Source organism: Phytobacter sp. SCO41, from assembly GCF_003073275.1.
GTDB classification, from domain to species: Bacteria; Pseudomonadota; Gammaproteobacteria; order Enterobacterales; family Enterobacteriaceae; genus Phytobacter; species Phytobacter diazotrophicus.
In genome coordinates, this window is sequence record NZ_CP027225.1 from 5202702 (window position 1) to 5218884 (window position 16183).

Consider the following 16183-nt stretch of genomic DNA (forward strand, 5'->3'; position numbering starts at 1 on the left):
TTGCACATCCCCTCTGAATTTGCATTCCAATACTGTATATCCAGCCAGTTTAAATTGTGTCATAATTAGCCGTTTCTGACCGCTGGTTGTCCTTCCAATCGACCAGGCATGCCGAGTTATTACCGGGAAAGGTGAATGGATAAGATCGAAGTACGGGGCGCGCGCACCCATAATCTCAAAAACATCAACCTCGTCATTCCACGCGACAAATTGATTGTCGTTACCGGTCTGTCGGGTTCGGGTAAATCGTCACTGGCTTTCGACACTCTGTATGCCGAAGGGCAGCGTCGCTACGTTGAGTCTCTTTCCGCTTATGCCCGTCAGTTTCTTTCGCTGATGGAAAAGCCTGACGTTGACCACATTGAAGGGCTCTCTCCTGCTATTTCTATCGAGCAGAAGTCGACCTCGCATAACCCGCGTTCCACCGTCGGGACCATTACCGAAATTCATGACTATCTGCGTCTGTTGTTTGCCCGCGTAGGTGAACCCCGCTGCCCGGACCATGACGTTCCGCTGGCGGCACAGACCGTGAGCCAGATGGTCGACAATGTGCTGGCGCAGCCGGAAGGCAAACGTCTGATGCTGCTGGCGCCGGTAATAAAAGAACGTAAAGGTGAACACACCAAAACGCTGGAAAACCTGGCAAGCCAGGGTTATATCCGCGCGCGTATTGACGGTGAAGTCTGCGACCTTTCCGATCCGCCGAAGCTGGAGCTGCAAAAGAAACACACCATTGAAGTCGTGATTGACCGCTTTAAAGTGCGCGAGGATCTGGCGCAGCGTCTGGCAGAGTCCTTCGAAACGGCGCTGGAGCTTTCCGGTGGCACGGCAGTGGTCGCCGACATGGACGATCCCAAAGCCGAAGAGCTGCTTTTCTCGGCCAACTTCGCCTGCCCGATTTGCGGCTACAGTATGCGCGAGCTGGAACCGCGCCTGTTCTCGTTCAACAACCCGGCAGGCGCCTGCCCGACCTGTGACGGGCTCGGCGTGCAGCAGTATTTCGACCCTGACCGCGTGATTCAGAACCCCGAGCTATCGCTGGCGGGTGGCGCAATTCGCGGCTGGGATCGCCGTAACTTCTACTATTTCCAGATGCTGAAATCGCTGGCGGACCACTACAAATTTGATGTGGAAGCGCCGTGGGACAGCCTCAGCCCAACCGTGCATAAAGTGGTGCTGTTCGGATCCGGCAAAGAGAGTATTGAATTCAAGTATATGAACGATCGTGGCGATACCTCCGTGCGCCGCCATCCGTTCGAAGGCGTGCTGCACAATATGGAACGTCGCTATAAAGAGACGGAATCCAGCGCGGTACGCGAAGAGCTGGCGAAATTTATCAGCAACCGTCCCTGCGCCACTTGCGACGGTACGCGCCTGCGCCGCGAGGCCCGCCATGTTTTCGTTGAAAATACGCCGCTGCCGACCATCTCGGACATGAGCATCGGTCACGCTATGGACTTCTTCAATAACCTGAAGCTGTCCGGCCAGCGCGCGAAAATCGCTGAAAAAGTACTCAAAGAGATTGGCGATCGCCTGAAATTCCTGGTGAACGTCGGTCTGAATTACCTGACGCTTTCCCGTTCCGCGGAAACCCTTTCCGGCGGCGAGGCTCAGCGTATCCGTCTGGCAAGCCAGATTGGCGCAGGTCTGGTGGGCGTCATGTATGTGCTGGATGAACCGTCAATCGGCCTGCATCAGCGCGATAACGAACGTCTGCTCGGTACGCTGATCCACCTGCGTAATCTCGGCAACACGGTCATCGTGGTCGAACATGATGAAGATGCCATTCGCGCCGCAGATCACGTGATCGATATTGGCCCCGGCGCAGGGGTGCATGGTGGTCAGGTCGTCGCCGAAGGCCCGCTGAAGGCGATTATGGCAGTGCCTGAATCCCTCACCGGGCAGTATATGAGCGGCAAACGCCAGATCGCCGTTCCGAAAAATCGCGTTAAAGCCGATCCGGAAAAAGTGCTTAAACTGACCGGGGCACGCGGCAATAACCTGAAAGACGTGACGCTGACGCTACCGGTAGGGCTGTTCACCTGTATTACCGGTGTTTCCGGTTCGGGTAAATCTACCCTGATTAACGATACGCTGTTCCCGATCGCTCAGCGCCAGTTAAACGGTGCCACCATCGCCGAAGCCGCGCCTTATCGTGATATTCAGGGGCTGGAACATTTCGACAAAGTGATCGATATCGACCAGAGCCCGATTGGCCGTACGCCACGTTCCAACCCGGCGACCTATACCGGCGTTTTCACCCCGGTTCGTGAACTGTTTGCCGGCGTGCCGGAATCCCGTTCGCGCGGCTACACCCCAGGGCGTTTCAGTTTTAACGTCCGTGGTGGACGCTGCGAAGCCTGTCAGGGTGATGGCGTAATCAAAGTTGAGATGCACTTCCTGCCGGATATCTACGTGCCGTGCGACCAGTGCAAAGGCAAGCGCTATAACCGCGAAACGCTGGAGATTAAATACAAAGGCAAAACCATCCATGAAGTGCTGGATATGACCATCGAAGAAGCCCGTGAATTCTTTGATGCCGTCCCGGCGCTGGCGCGCAAGCTGCAAACATTGATGGACGTGGGCCTGACGTACATCCGTCTGGGTCAGTCAGCCACCACGCTTTCCGGCGGTGAGGCGCAGCGCGTGAAGCTGGCGCGCGAGCTGTCGAAACGTGGCACCGGCCAAACGCTCTATATTCTGGATGAACCGACCACCGGCCTGCACTTTGCCGATATTCAGCAACTGCTGGACGTTCTGCACCAGTTGCGTGACCAGGGCAATACCATCGTGGTCATTGAGCATAACCTGGACGTCATCAAAACCGCAGACTGGATTGTCGATCTCGGTCCGGAAGGCGGCAGCGGAGGCGGGGAAATTCTCGTGTCCGGCACACCAGAAACCGTCGCCGAGTGTGAAGCCTCACACACGGCGCGATTCCTGAAACCGATGCTGAAATAATCTTCCGGGCTGATTACGCCCTGGATGATGCGGAGTAAAGCTGTTGCCTGATCTGTTCAGGCAACAGTTCTATCGCCTGTTTGTATGAGGCGTCCACAAGGTAGTAAATCTGTGAATCCGGGAGCGAGCCGTCGAGATAGACGGTGCTCCAGTGCGCTTTGTTCAGGTGTTTGCTTGGGCGCACGTCATTATGCTGCTGACGCAGTAGTTCAGCCAGTTCCGGGCTGGTTTTCAAGGACGCTGCCGGGCGGCCTTCCACCTCTTTCACCATCGCAAACAGCACGTCAGACACTTTTATCTGCGTGGCCTTCCAGTCGCTGTGTACGCTCTGCTCTGCACCCGGCTTCGCCATGCAATACTGCAATAACTCCGAAATTGTCATCTTTATTCCCCTTGTAGCGTCGCGATGATTTTTCGCGAACCGCCGTGGATACGATGCTCTCCCAGCCAAATCCCCTGCCACGTCCCAAGCTGAACGCGCCCGCTGGCGACAGGAAGTAATAACGACACACCCAGCATGGAAGACTTGATATGCGAAGGCATATCGTCCGCGCCTTCGTAGTCATGCTCGTAGTGGGCGTTATCCGGCACCGCTCGCAGAAAATGCTGCTCCATATCGTGACGCACGGTGGGGTCACAGTTTTCATTGAGGGTGAGAGAAGCGGAAGTATGCTGGAGGAGCAGATGCAACAAGCCTGTTCTGATGCGGGACAGATCGCGGATCTGCCCCAGCACCTCATCAGTGATCAGATGAAAACCCCGGGGTTTTGCCCCGAGAACAAGAGTCTGTTGATACCACATCTGCTGCTTCCTTTTAAAAGACGAATCTTTTTAAGTGTGCAGCAAGTCGGCGAAAGGTAAAACCCGACAGAACAGATTTGCTTAAAAAAACAACTATTCAATCTTAATATTCGGAATTTACGATCACCTCTTCACCAAACGCCCCGGCTTGTGGCAGCGGGCGGTAGGTTGAATTCGAAGCGCGCAGGATACGTATCGGGCGGGCTTCACTCGCTTTCGCCGCCGTAATGTCTTCATCCGAATCGCCGTAAAAGATTTTGATTTGCTTGTCGGCCAGCCACTGCGTCTTGCTGTTTTGCCCGTCTTTCACCCCGGCAAAAATGACCGGATTCATATTCGCCGCCGGAATCAAAAAATCATCCTGCAAGGTTTTGGTCACGCTTTCCGTCGCCGTCTGCGTGCGTCCGGTAATGAAGTAAATGCTGTCGCCGCGTTTCACATGCAGAGCGATCAGTGCCCGCGCGATCTCTTTTGGAATACTGAACTCATCCCAGCCGTTGTTCATTTTCTCCCAGAACTCCGGGTTCTGAAGATAGGCTTCACTATCCGGGGAGTACATTTTTTTACCGCGCCAGAAGCCGGGGCTGGAAAACAGGACCGTATCGTCGATATCAAACCCGACGGCCATCGGTGGGCGGTCCACCAGGCTGTGTTCGATCTGTGCGACGGAGACCCAGTGAATGGGCGCTTGTTCGGCCAGTTTGGCAACGTTGGTGCCTGTGCTATCCGGAGTCGGCGTAGAAGCCTGAGCAAAGAAAGCACCGGTAAGCGAAAACGATAAGCAGAGGGCTAATGTGAACTTTCGCATGTTTATCCCTAAATTTTCAGTCCGTTATTGTCAGATAGCGTGCTAAGCATCAAAAAGCTCTCTGACCATACCCTCAGGGACGGGTGAAAGGAAGGCGTTTCTGCGGTTTCATCATCATAAACCGGAATATTTGTAGCAGGATCGCGCCATTTTCCTCCCTGACGGGAGGAAAATATGCGTCGTTTACATTACAGCAGCAAATGCCTGAGCAACGCGATGCACATTGCGGCTATTAAGCCCGGCAACGCACATACGCCCGCTGGCAATGAGGTAGACACCAAACTCTTCACGCAGACGATCAACTTGTGCAGCACTCAGACCGGTGTAGCTGAACATGCCGCGCTGTTTAAGCAGATAGTCAAAGTTTCGCCCCGGAACGGCCTCTTTCAGCACGTTCACCAGTTCCTGACGCATAGCCAGTATGCGCGTACGCATTGTCTCGACTTCCGCCAGCCATGAGGCTTTCAGCGCCGTATCGCCGAGCACCGTCGCAACAACCTGCGCACCGAAGTTCGGCGGACTGGAGTAGTTACGACGCACCGTCGCTTTCAACTGCCCCAGGACGCGAGAGGCTGTTTCCGCATCCTCACAGACAATGGAGAGACCGCCTACGCGCTCGCCATAGAGTGAGAAAATTTTGGAGAACGAGTTGCTGACCAGCGCCGGTAAACCCGCATCAGCAATCGCCCGGATCGCATAGGCGTCTTCTTCCATACCGCCGCCAAAGCCCTGGTAGGCAATGTCGAGGAAAGGAATCAGGTTGCGGGCTTTCAGCACGTTTACCACCTCATCCCACTGCGCATTCGTTAAATCTGAACCGGTTGGGTTGTGGCAGCACGGATGCAGCAGAACGATGCTCTTCTCCGGCAGGGTAGCGAGTTTTTCCAGCAGCGCGGTAAAGCGCACGCCATTGGTTTCACTGTCGAACCAGGGATAGGTGCTGACCTTAAAGCCCGCGCCTTCAAAAATGGCGACATGGTTTTCCCAGGTGGGATCGCTGACCCACACACCGGACTCCGGGAAGTAGCGTTTCAGGAAATCAGCACCCACTTTGAGCGCACCGGAGCCGCCCAGTGTCTGGATCGTTGCAACGCGTTTTTGCGCCACCACCGGATGTTCCGCACCAAACAATAGCGGCACAATGGTGTGGCGATAAGTAGTCAGACCTTCCATCGGCAGATAGAGAGACGCACCCTGCGGCTGGGCATTGAGGCGGGCTTCCGCTTCGGCAACAGCCTGTAGCTGCGGGATGATGCCATCTTCGTTGTAATACAACCCGATGCTGAGGTTAACTTTGTCGCTGCGCGGGTCTTCTTTAAAACGCTCCATCAGGCTAAGGATGGGGTCGCCAGCGTAGGCGTCAACTTTTTGAAACACGAGGTGGTTCTCCAGGTTTACAGTAGGAAGGATAAGACACAATAAACCGGAAGCGAGAGAAGATCGAGCGGGATGTGTGTACTGCGTTTGGGCAGTGTCGTCTGATGCCCTCACCCCGGCCCTCTCCCACAGGGAGAGGGAGAAAACCGGTCATAGCCCGGACAGGGCGCTTGCGCCGCATCCGGGGAGAGTCGACGCTGCGTTAATCGACGTATTTCAGGGCAGCGCGCGATGTCAGGCGCGTAATTAATTCATAGGCACTGATCCCTGTGGCTTCCGCAATGCGCTCGACGGGTAAACCTTCCCCCCAAAACACTACCGGGTCTCCGGCGGTATCTTGCGCATCCGGGCCCAAATCGACGCAAATCATATCCATCGCCACCCGACCAACAATCGGGACTTCGCGACCGTTAACCAGCACAGGCGTACCAGACGGCACCGAACGCGGATAACCATCGCCATAGCCCATCGCCACCACCCCAAGGCGCGTGTCGCGCTCACTCACCCAGGTTCCGCCATAACCGACCGCATCACCCGCTTTATGCTCGCGCACGGCAATCAGGCTGGAGGTCAACGTCATCGCGGGCTGGAAGCCAAAATCTTCCCCCCATGGATGGCGATCAAGCGGCGAAACACCATACAGAATGATGCCGGGGCGCACCCAGTCAAAATGGGCCTGCGGCCACAGCAGCGTGCCACCGGATGCAGCAAGAGAACGTTGCCCCGGTTTGCCGTCGCTAAAGGTGGTGAAGATATCGAGCTGACGTTCTGTCACACCACAGTCCGGCTCATCGGCACGGGCAAAGTGGCTGACAATATTCACCGACTGGCGCACATTTTTGCACTGGCTCAGACGCTGGTAAAACGCCTCGGCCTCAGACGGATGAAAGCCCAGGCGGTGCATACCGGTATCAAGCTTCATCCACACGGTAACAGGCTCATCCAGATGCGCCGCTTCCAGCGCCGTGAGTTGTTCCACGCTATGCACCACCGTATCAAGATGGTGAGCAGACACCAGAGGGAGCTCGTCAGCGGTAAAAAACCCTTCGAGCAAGAGGATGCGATGGGTAATGCCCCCCTCACGCAGGCGAAGGGCCTCTTCGAGACGGGCGACGCCGAAAGCGTCGGCATCGGGGAGCGTTCGCGCGGTCTCAAGAAGACCGTGTCCGTAGGCGTTCGCTTTCACAATCGCAACCAGGCGGCTGGCGGGAGCCAGTTCGCGCAGACGTTGAAGGTTGTGTCGCAGAGCGCGGCGGTTGACTACAACAGTTGCCGCTTGCATTTGAATTCCTTGCCTTTAAGAAAAATAAACCATCCTCTAAATCATTTGAGTTGCAGCAAGGCGGCAAGGCCATGCATCTCCGGGGACGTAGCCAACACCGCTGTAGCTCAAAGGATGACGAGGATTATTCGTCGTCGTATTGTGGACCCGCATAATTATCAAAACGCGACCACTGTCCGTTAAAGGTCAAACGTACCGTACCGATCGGGCCGTTACGTTGCTTACCAATAATGATTTCAGCGATCCCTTTTAAGTCGCTGTTTTCGTGATAAACCTCATCACGATAAATAAACATGATCAAGTCGGCGTCCTGCTCGATGGAGCCGGATTCACGCAGGTCGGAGTTGACCGGGCGTTTATCCGCACGCTGTTCCAGTGAGCGGTTAAGCTGCGACAGCGCAACAACCGGCACCTGCAGCTCTTTCGCCAGTGCTTTCAGAGAGCGGGAAATCTCCGCGATCTCCAGGGTACGGTTGTCGGACAGCGACGGCACGCGCATCAGTTGCAGGTAGTCGATCATGATAAGCCCAATGCCGCCATGCTCACGGGCAACACGTCGGGCACGGGAACGCACCTCGGTCGGCGTCAGGCCGGACGAGTCATCAATATAGATATTGCGTTTTTCCAGCAGGATGCCCATGGTGCCGGAAATACGGGCCCAGTCCTCGTCATCAAGCTGACCGGTACGAATGCGCGTCTGGTCCACACGTGACAGGGAGGCCAGAGAACGCATCATAATCTGCTCTGAGGGCATCTCAAGACTGAAGACGAGAACCGGTTTATCCTGCAACATCGCCGCGTTTTCAACGAGGTTCATCGCAAAGGTGGTTTTCCCCATGGATGGACGCGCGGCGACAATGATCAGGTCCGATGGCTGTAGACCCGCCGTTTTCTTGTTCAGGTCATCGTAGCCCGTATTCACGCCAGTAACGCCGTCGTGAGGCTGCTGGAACAGCAGCTCAATACGCGCAACGGTCGCCTCAAGCACATCCGCGATGTTTTTCGGGCCTTCGTCTTTATTGGCGCGGCTTTCCGCAATTTTGAAAACCCGTGACTCAGCAAGATCGAGCAGGTCTTCACTGGTGCGCCCCTGAGGGTCGAAACCCGCATTGGCGATCTCATTGGCAACGGAGATCATCTCGCGTACAACTGCACGTTCACGCACGATGTCAGCGTAAGCGCTGATGTTCGCCGCACTTGGCGTGTTTTTGGACAGTTCAGCCAGATAAGCAAAGCCGCCGACAATATCCAACTGCCCTTGCAGTTCCAGCGATTCTGCCAGCGTAATCAGGTCAATGGGTTTACCCATCTCCTGTAGACGGTGCATCTCAGTAAAGATATGGCGATGCGGGCGGGTGTAGAAGTCATCCGCCACAACGCGCTCGGCAACATCGTCCCAGCGCTCGTTATCCAGCATTAAACCGCCCAACACCGACTGTTCCGCTTCAATGGAATGGGGCGGCACTTTCATCTCCTCGACCTGAAAATCGCGGGGTTCAGTCTGTTTGTTGAAGGGTTTATTTCCTGCCATAGTGAATGGAGTTACCAACGTAATGAATGGTTCGAAAGATTATCATTCGGGAGGAAGCATGGCGACAAGAATTGAATTTCACAAGCATGGTGGCCCTGAGGTATTGCAAGCTGTCGAGTTTAATCCCACCGATCCGGCGGAAAATGAAGTCCAGGTCGAAAACAAAGCTATAGGGATTAATTATATCGACACCTACATTCGCAGTGGGCTGTACCCACCCCCGTCATTACCGAGTGGCCTGGGGACCGAGGCGGCGGGCGTGGTCAGCAAAGTGGGTTCTGGCGTCAAACATGTCAAAGCGGGCGATCGCGTGGTGTACGCCCAATCCGGGCTTGGTGCCTACAGCTCCGTGCACAATGTTCTGGCAGACAAAGTCGCTATTCTGCCCAATGCCATCTCGTTCGAGCAGGCGGCGGCCTCCTTCCTGAAAGGGCTCACTGTCTTTTATCTGCTGCGCAAAACGTACGAAATTAAACCTGATGAAGCATTCCTGTTCCATGCGGCGGCGGGTGGCGTAGGGCTGATTGCCTGCCAGTGGGCGAAGGCGTTGGGGGCGAAATTGATCGGTACTGTCGGCTCCGCGCAGAAAGCACAGCGGGCCTTACAGGCTGGCGCATGGCAGGTGATTAACTATCGCGAAGAAAACATTGTTGAGCGCGTAAAAGAGATAACCAACGGGAAAAAAGTCCGCGTCGTGTATGACTCGGTGGGTAAAGACACCTGGGAAGACTCCCTCGATTGCCTGCAGCGCCGTGGCCTGATGGTGAGCTTTGGTAACGCCTCCGGGCCGGTATCAGGCGTCAACCTGGGTATTCTCAATCAGAAAGGTTCGCTGTATGCGACCCGCCCTTCCCTCAACGGCTACGTAACAAATCGCGAGGAGCTTGAAGAGGCCAGCAATGAGCTGTTCTCGCTGATTGCCAGCGGCGTGATCAAAGTGGAAGTGGCGCAATCGCAGAAATTTGCCCTCACCGACGCACGACGCGCACACGAGGTTCTGGAAAGCCGCGCAACGCAAGGGTCGAGCCTGTTGATTCCGTAAATTCACGTTGCAGGCAGGCGGCGAGAGCGTGAATGCCTGGGCGCTTATTCAAGGCAGTGACCGGGATGAATGAGCGCAGGTAATGCATCTGCGGCCTGAGGATGACGGCGGTAAAAAGAATTAGGGCTTCCCGAAGGAAGCCCATTCTTTTTTTAGTTCGGCTGTATGTAGGGTACAGCTCGATGAATTCGTTAACGCGGCGATAGTGACAGATTTGATAAGTAAATCCTATTCGGTTCTTAGCAAAGCGCCCGGAAAAGTGTCGAGGTTGTGATCAAGTACTCAATACTTTAGTAACGCCAACGGTTATTGCGCTGATATTGAGGAATTTTTGGCGTTTTGACTGCCCGGATAATCCACACCACCGCAACCGCCAGTAATAACCAGGGCAACAGCTTGATCATCAAGGCAAAAAGGCCGCCCAAAAACATCACTGCGGTTGCCACCAGCAGTGCCGCCAGAATACCCAGCAATGAAACACCGGTGGCGAGTAGCACAACAAAAAAGCCGATAACAAACAGTAATTCCAACATGGCGCGCTCCTGGTAAACAGATAATGGCATCGGGACGATGACTTACCAAATTCATTACAAGAAGCGTGCCACATTTAGTTTATTGATTTCTAAAAGAAAAGGCTCCGCATGGTGATGCAGAGCCTGGTGAATTTGACCATTTTTTAGCGAAATTATTCGCGGTTTGCCACAAGACTCAGCGCGTGTTCCAGCACTGCGACGTCGGCCCCGGCTTTATGTGCGTTTTCGCTCAGATAGCGACGCCACTGGCGCGCCCCTGGGATCCCCTGGAACAGGCCCAGCATATGGCGGGTAATATGCCCGAGGTAGGTCCCCTGCTGCAGTTCACGCTCAATATAGGGATACATTGCCCGAACCACCGCTACAGGATCCGCATCCACCGCATCCGCGCCGAATATTTCCCGATCAACACGCGCCAGAATGCCCGGATTCTGATACGCCTCGCGTCCAACCATCACACCATCCATATGCTCCAGGTGGGTTTTGGCCGCCTCCAGCGAAGTGATACCGCCATTAATCGACATGGTGAGATGCGGGAAATCGCGTTTAAGCTGGTAGACACGTGGGTAGTCCAGCGGGGGGATTTCACGGTTTTCTTTCGGGCTTAAGCCAGAAAGCCAGGCTTTACGCGCATGGATGATAAACATCTCACATTCGCCCCTGCCGGAAACCGTGCTGATAAAATCGCAGAGAAATTCGTAGCTGTCCTGATCGTCAATGCCGATGCGGGTTTTCACCGTCACCGGAATGGATACCACGTCGCGCATCGCTTTGACGCAATCGGCTACCAGTTGCGCATTGCCCATCAGGCACGCGCCGAACATGCCGTTCTGCACGCGATCGGACGGGCAACCTACGTTCAGGTTGATCTCATCATAACCGCGCTGTTCTGCCAGTTTCGCGCAATATGCGAGTTGCGCCGGGTCACTCCCCCCCAACTGCAATGCTACCGGGTGTTCTTCTTCGCTGTATGCCAGATAGTCGCCCTTGCCATGAATAATAGCTCCCGTCGTCACCATCTCGGTATAGAGCAACGTATGGCGTGAAAGCAGGCGCAGGAAATAGCGGCAATGGCGATCCGTCCAGTCGAGCATCGGCGCAATGGAGAAACGGTGAGCAGGATAAGCAGCAGGCTGATTTTCTGGCGACATGGCGAATAAATAGGCTTTAGGTAAAAAAGGGGCGCTACTATAGCACAGAGAATCGCCGTCGGGCAGCGAGGACATTAGTGTAATTATTGTACTGCACATAATGGCACACATTCTGTTTTCTGACTGTTATTTGCTCATCCCTTTAGCTAAAATATACCCATATGGATATAAAAAATCGCAAGGATAACGCGAATGAAGCCACTGTATTGGGTGGGGAGCAGCAAAAAAGATCTTCAGTCTCTGCCGGAGGATGTTCAGGATGTTTTTGGTTATGCGTTGCATCTCGCACAAGACGGAGGTAAGCATCCCCAGGCAAAACCGTTAAAAGGATTTGGGGCGCAGGTGTGCTGGAGGTGGTCGAAGACTATTGCACCGATACTTATCGCGCGGTTTATACCCTGAAATTCAGACAGGCGGTCTATGTGCTACATGCATTTCAGAAGAAGTCGTCATCCGGTATGCAAACCCCCAAATCTGATATAGAAAAAATTCGAGAACGTCTTAAGGCAGCAGAAGCCCATGCCAGAGGAGCATAATATGAGCCAGAATATCGATATCAGCAGCGGCAATGTTTATGCCGACATTGGACTGGACAATGCGGATGAAATGCAGGTTAAAGCGCAGCTTGCTACCACCATTGGCAATATCATTAAAAGTCGTCGTCTTACTCAGGTGGAGGCGGCAAAGTTATTGGGGATGACACAGCCCAGGCTATCAAATATGCTGCGCGGCCAATTTCGCGGCATAAGTGAAGTAAAAATGCTTGAATGTCTGACACGCTTAGGGCGCGATGTTCAAATTGTGGTTGGGCGCCCGCGCCGTACCCCGGGACGTATGAAGGTGGTTTTTGCCTGAGCACAAAGAAAAACCGGAGGCGCAAGGCCTCCGGTTGTGCATCAGAATGTCATGCTCAACTGCGCACCGGCACCCCAGGTTTTGTTCTCACCCACTAACCCCATTAAATCAACGTGCACGCGGTTAAATGGCGCAAAACCAACACCGCCGGTGAAGACGTTGCTTTCATCGCCTTTGACATCAGCGCGATAACCGGCACGAACCGCCAGCCAACTCAGAGGACGAACCTCCGCACCGACGCCAACAAACTGCGAGTTTTTCTCGCTCTTAAAGCCTTTGGTTTCCGTCAGATCACCATCAGCGCTTAGCGTCAGCAGATCGTTATGCCACGCCGCACCCGCGGTGACTAATGGGCTGATTTGGTAGGTATCTTTATAGTTTTTAACCTCACCGGTTCTGCCATTGGTGATAAATACATCTTTGGTGTCGATGTTACGCGAGACCAGGTTTTGTCCACTCAGACCGACGGTGACGTTATCTGTTAAATCTGCCGCCAGGCCAACATCAATGTTAAAGCCCGTGTCGTCCTTGCGGTACTTACTGTTGTTCCATTGGTTTTTGTCGTAATCATAAATCGAGGTGGTGTAGTTATAGATCCACGACTTTTGCAGTTTTGGCGTAACGCCCACGGAAAGCGGAACACCGCCCACGTCAAACTGGTGCGCCATGGCGATACCAAAATCCGTAATGATGGCCGCACGGCCTGATGCCGTGGAGTTAAGATTTTTTGTGATTTCGCCTGAGCCATTAGGTGAGAGTACGGCCCCCAGGGCAACGCCCGTGGCTACCGTATCACTGTTCTGGATATTGCGAAGATAGGTGATATCGTCCTGATCAATATTCGAATTAACGCGGGCGTGCGCGTAACCTTTAGTCACAAAGGCAACAGACAACACATCGTTAGGAATCGTGACGGCGATACCGGCCCCGGCATTCGCACTCGCGGTTTTACCATCCAGATAATCAAGCGAATCCGCCAGATCTTTTGCCGCTGACTGGAACTGATCAACAGTACTAACAGGGTTAAGCAGCACTTCCCGCAGGGTGAGGTTATTAACTATGTCCTTGTAATAATCGATCTTATTACTGATATCATCAATTTCATCACGCAGGTTGTCCTCATCAGTTATCCGCGCCCCCACGGTCGGTAAGATGACCGTAACATTGTCTTCCGGTTTTGCTTTTGCCAGCAACGCCGGGTTAATGAATGCACCACTGCCGTAATTTGCGGAGGCAACACCTGTTCCCCCCATCGCATCATTACGTGCCTCTGCCCAGGTATTTGCCGCTCCGGCTTGCTTTGCCACGAAAAAGGAGACAGCGATAGCGACCACCGAAAGTTTAAGATTGTTTTTCACAGTATGCGTCTCGTAATCAAATGAGTTTTATGACCCTGTTAGTTGTGACATGGACAGGGAGGCTCTATTGCTGCGAATAACATCCAAAAAATATCCTATTTCTACTGAATGTAATAAAGCGTTACAGAAGATGTTGTTATATGAAGTGACCAACAATATTTATAGAAGACGCATAGCGATTGCGAAAGGTGAAGGCGCGGTCGTGATCTCGGCGTTTAGTACAGAACATGGTAAAGTGGGGCTTCATATTGCCATTTCATGAGAGAACGCCTATGGATAAGTCCACTTCGCAAGAGATGCTCGCGCAGGCCGAAAAACTGTGTGTGCAACGCAATGTGCGCCTGACTCCTCAGCGCCTCGAAGTGTTACGCCTGATGAGTCTGCAGCAGGGGGCAATCAGCGCTTATGACCTGCTCGATCTTCTGCGTGAGGCAGAGCCGCAGGCCAAACCTCCCACTGTCTATCGCGCGCTGGATTTCCTTTTAGAGCAAGGGTTTGTGCATAAAGTGGAGTCCACTAACAGCTACGTACTTTGTCATCTTTTCGATCAGCCAACGCACACGTCCGCAATGTTTATCTGTGACCGTTGTGGTGTGGTAAAAGAGGAGCAAGCGGAGGGCGTGGAAGACATCATGCATGCCCTGGCGGCAAAACGCGGTTTTGCGCTGCGCCATAATGTCATAGAAGCACATGGATTATGCGCTGATTGCGCGGAAGTTGAAGCGTGCCGACACCCCGGCAAATGTCATCATGACCACACGATTCAGTTGAAAAAAAAATCGCGCTAGTCGCGATTTTTCTCTTTTAAGCAGGTGAGGCAATCGAGGGTGGTACATCCATGTACCGTTCGGGCAGGGTAGCCATTGAGGGTTTACACATTGGGGGGATGTGAAGGCTACCAGCGGTAATCGTTCCGCGTTTCCCAATCCACGACTTCTTTTTCTGCCTGATCTTTGGCGTAGCCGTAGCGTTCCTGAATTTTACCGACCAACTGGTCGCGTTTACCTTCGATGATGGTCATATCATCGTCGGTCAATTTACCCCACTGTTCTTTCGCTTTACCTTTGAACTGTTTCCAGTTGCCGCTGACTTCGTCTTTATTCATCGTCGTCTCCTCATCATTGGTCATGAACAGCGTTATTCCTTTCGTTACGCTCTTAATATCCTGAACGTGATAATTATTGTAGTTAAGGATAGCGGCCATGATTCTTTATTCGGAATTTTTAACCATCGGAAAGCAAATTACCGGAATAGATATGCGGAGCAAAACCGAGCGGGATCAGAGGGATAAAAAAGAGGTTAAAGCTTTGTCAGTAAAAGCAAGCAACCGTGACAGCAGGCATGCCGCCACGGCTCAGAAGGGTATTACAGCCATTCACCATTGCGGATAACGCCAACCGCCAGACCTTCAATGGTGAAGTTGTGATCGCGCAGGTCCACTACAATAGGGGAAAACTCACTGTTTTCAGGCAATAGCTGCACGGTATTGCCCTGCTTTTTCAGCCGCTTGACCGTCACTTCATCGTCAATACGCGCTACAACAACCTGCCCGTTGCGAACATCCTGGGTTTTATGCACCGCCAGCAGATCGCCATCCATGATGCCGATATCTTTCATCGACATACCGCTTACGCGCAGCAGAAAATCAGCGTTAGGCTTGAAGAGAGAAGGATCGACCTGATAGTGCCCTTCAATGTGCTGTTGCGCCAGCAAAGGTTCGCCTGCAGCGACGCGCCCGATAAGCGGCAGCCCAATATCCTCTTCCTCTTCAAGCAACAGACGAATACCGCGAGACGCGCCGGATACAATCTCGATAACACCCTTACGCGCAAGCGCTTTCAAGTGTTCCTCGGCCGCGTTTGGGGAACGGAACCCCAACTGTTGCGCGATCTCCGCACGCGTCGGCGGCATACCTGTCTGGTTGATTCGATCGCGAATAAGATCGAACACCTCTTGCTGCCTGGCCGTTAAAGCTTTCATTCCGCCCCCTGGGTGTATATACAGTTATGCTGTGAGTATATACAGTTAAAGGCGATTTTGAAACCAAAATTAAGCAAAAAACGCGGACTTAACGCATTTCTGGAAGCGCTATCGAAAATAGCCCCACAGCAGAGAAACCCAGGTAAACACAGCCAGGAGAATGGCCATCAATACCGCAGCAGACCCCATGTCTTTCGCACGCCCCGAGAGTTCGTGAAATTCAGACCCAATACGATCAACCACGGCTTCAATCGCACTATTAAGGATTTCCACAATCATCACCAGTACGACAGAGCCAATCAGCAGAACGCGCGTAATCGCATCTACATCCAGAAAAGCCGCAATGATGATGGCAATAACGACCGCAACACCTTCCTGACGAAAAGCAGCTTCGTTAATCCACGCTGCGCGCACCCCTTTCCATGAATAGCCTGCCGCTTTAATGATGCGGGTAATTCCAGTGGTATTGTTGGCCATCAAAAACAACCTTTTTATGTAATGAAC

General features: G+C 53.4%; 17 protein-coding genes and 1 pseudogene. 6 read left to right on the forward strand and 12 right to left on the reverse strand.

The window, feature by feature from the left end; all coding sequences use genetic code 11:
• Positions 1-135: 135 nt before the first annotated feature.
• Positions 136-2961 carry an excinuclease ABC subunit UvrA gene (uvrA, locus tag C5523_RS25275; protein WP_108702191.1) on the forward strand — a complete coding sequence of 942 codons (2826 nt, stop codon included), beginning with the start codon at positions 136-138 and terminating at the stop codon, positions 2959-2961.
• A 13-nt stretch (positions 2962-2974) separates the two neighbouring features.
• Here uvrA and C5523_RS25280 read toward each other — a convergent pair whose 3' ends face one another.
• From C5523_RS25280 to dnaB, 6 genes are all read right to left on the reverse strand, one after another.
• Entirely contained in the window at positions 2975-3343 is a 369-nt protein-coding gene (locus tag C5523_RS25280) for an MmcQ/YjbR family DNA-binding protein (protein ID WP_107223961.1), read from the reverse strand.
• Positions 3344-3345: 2 nt separating this feature from the next.
• The gene (locus tag C5523_RS25285) at positions 3346-3762 is read right to left on the reverse strand and encodes a secondary thiamine-phosphate synthase enzyme YjbQ (RefSeq protein ID WP_039077901.1); all 417 of its coding nucleotides are present in this window, start codon (positions 3760-3762) and stop codon (positions 3346-3348) included.
• Positions 3763-3865: 103 nt separating this feature from the next.
• Positions 3866-4570, reverse strand: coding sequence for an acid phosphatase AphA (gene aphA, locus C5523_RS25290; RefSeq protein WP_108702192.1), 705 nt, complete (start codon positions 4568-4570; stop codon positions 3866-3868).
• 183 nt (positions 4571-4753) lie between these two features.
• Positions 4754-5947 (reverse strand): aromatic amino acid transaminase, encoded by a 1194-nt coding sequence (tyrB, locus tag C5523_RS25295; RefSeq protein ID WP_108702193.1) that lies wholly within the window; start codon positions 5945-5947, stop codon positions 4754-4756.
• A gap of 202 nt (positions 5948-6149) precedes the next feature.
• On the reverse strand, positions 6150-7229 hold the full coding sequence (gene alr / locus C5523_RS25300; protein ID WP_108702194.1) for an alanine racemase: 1080 nt from the start codon (positions 7227-7229) through the stop codon (positions 6150-6152).
• A gap of 124 nt (positions 7230-7353) precedes the next feature.
• The gene (dnaB, locus tag C5523_RS25305) at positions 7354-8760 is read right to left on the reverse strand and encodes a replicative DNA helicase (RefSeq protein WP_108702195.1); all 1407 of its coding nucleotides are present in this window, start codon (positions 8758-8760) and stop codon (positions 7354-7356) included.
• A gap of 58 nt (positions 8761-8818) precedes the next feature.
• Here dnaB and C5523_RS25310 point away from each other — a divergent pair, with 58 nt between their 5' ends.
• Positions 8819-9802: a quinone oxidoreductase gene (locus C5523_RS25310; RefSeq protein WP_039077906.1), complete on the forward strand. Its 984-nt coding sequence runs from the start codon at positions 8819-8821 to the stop codon at positions 9800-9802.
• Between the two features lie 290 nt (positions 9803-10092).
• On the opposite strand, the gene pspG is transcribed toward C5523_RS25310, so the two are convergent.
• Together pspG and dusA are read right to left on the reverse strand one after the other, a co-directional pair.
• Positions 10093-10335 (reverse strand): envelope stress response protein PspG, encoded by a 243-nt coding sequence (pspG, locus tag C5523_RS25315; protein ID WP_039077907.1) that lies wholly within the window; start codon positions 10333-10335, stop codon positions 10093-10095.
• A gap of 152 nt (positions 10336-10487) precedes the next feature.
• On the reverse strand, positions 10488-11486 hold the full coding sequence (gene dusA, locus C5523_RS25320; protein ID WP_079497730.1) for a tRNA dihydrouridine(20/20a) synthase DusA: 999 nt from the start codon (positions 11484-11486) through the stop codon (positions 10488-10490).
• Between the two features lie 192 nt (positions 11487-11678).
• On the opposite strand from dusA, the pseudogene C5523_RS25325 reads away from it, so the two are divergent.
• Positions 11679-12022, forward strand: a pseudogene (locus tag C5523_RS25325) (type II toxin-antitoxin system RelE/ParE family toxin).
• A 1-nt stretch (position 12023) separates the two neighbouring features.
• Complete coding sequence (locus tag C5523_RS25330) at positions 12024-12341, forward strand: helix-turn-helix domain-containing protein (RefSeq protein ID WP_071194355.1); 318 nt, start codon at positions 12024-12026, stop codon at positions 12339-12341.
• 41 nt (positions 12342-12382) lie between these two features.
• On the opposite strand, the gene C5523_RS25335 is transcribed toward C5523_RS25330, so the two are convergent.
• The gene (locus C5523_RS25335) at positions 12383-13699 is read right to left on the reverse strand and encodes a conjugal transfer protein TraF (RefSeq protein WP_039077910.1); all 1317 of its coding nucleotides are present in this window, start codon (positions 13697-13699) and stop codon (positions 12383-12385) included.
• A 272-nt stretch (positions 13700-13971) separates the two neighbouring features.
• On the opposite strand from C5523_RS25335, the gene zur reads away from it, so the two are divergent.
• Entirely contained in the window at positions 13972-14487 is a 516-nt protein-coding gene (zur, locus tag C5523_RS25340; protein WP_039077912.1) for a zinc uptake transcriptional repressor Zur, read from the forward strand.
• A gap of 107 nt (positions 14488-14594) precedes the next feature.
• Here zur and C5523_RS25345 read toward each other — a convergent pair whose 3' ends face one another.
• On the reverse strand, positions 14595-14804 hold the full coding sequence (locus tag C5523_RS25345; protein ID WP_039077936.1) for a CsbD family protein: 210 nt from the start codon (positions 14802-14804) through the stop codon (positions 14595-14597).
• A 97-nt stretch (positions 14805-14901) separates the two neighbouring features.
• On the opposite strand from C5523_RS25345, the gene C5523_RS25350 reads away from it, so the two are divergent.
• Positions 14902-15090 (forward strand): hypothetical protein, encoded by a 189-nt coding sequence (locus tag C5523_RS25350; protein WP_071194358.1) that lies wholly within the window; start codon positions 14902-14904, stop codon positions 15088-15090.
• Here C5523_RS25350 and lexA read toward each other — a convergent pair.
• Both lexA and C5523_RS25360 read right to left on the reverse strand, forming a co-directional pair.
• The gene (gene lexA / locus C5523_RS25355; RefSeq protein ID WP_039077914.1) at positions 15065-15679 is read right to left on the reverse strand and encodes a transcriptional repressor LexA; all 615 of its coding nucleotides are present in this window, start codon (positions 15677-15679) and stop codon (positions 15065-15067) included. The two genes, C5523_RS25350 and lexA, sit on opposite strands and share 26 nt — an antisense overlap.
• Positions 15680-15787: 108 nt before the next feature.
• The gene (locus C5523_RS25360) at positions 15788-16156 is read right to left on the reverse strand and encodes a diacylglycerol kinase (RefSeq protein WP_039077915.1); all 369 of its coding nucleotides are present in this window, start codon (positions 16154-16156) and stop codon (positions 15788-15790) included.
• Between the last annotated feature and the right edge of the window lie 27 nt (positions 16157-16183).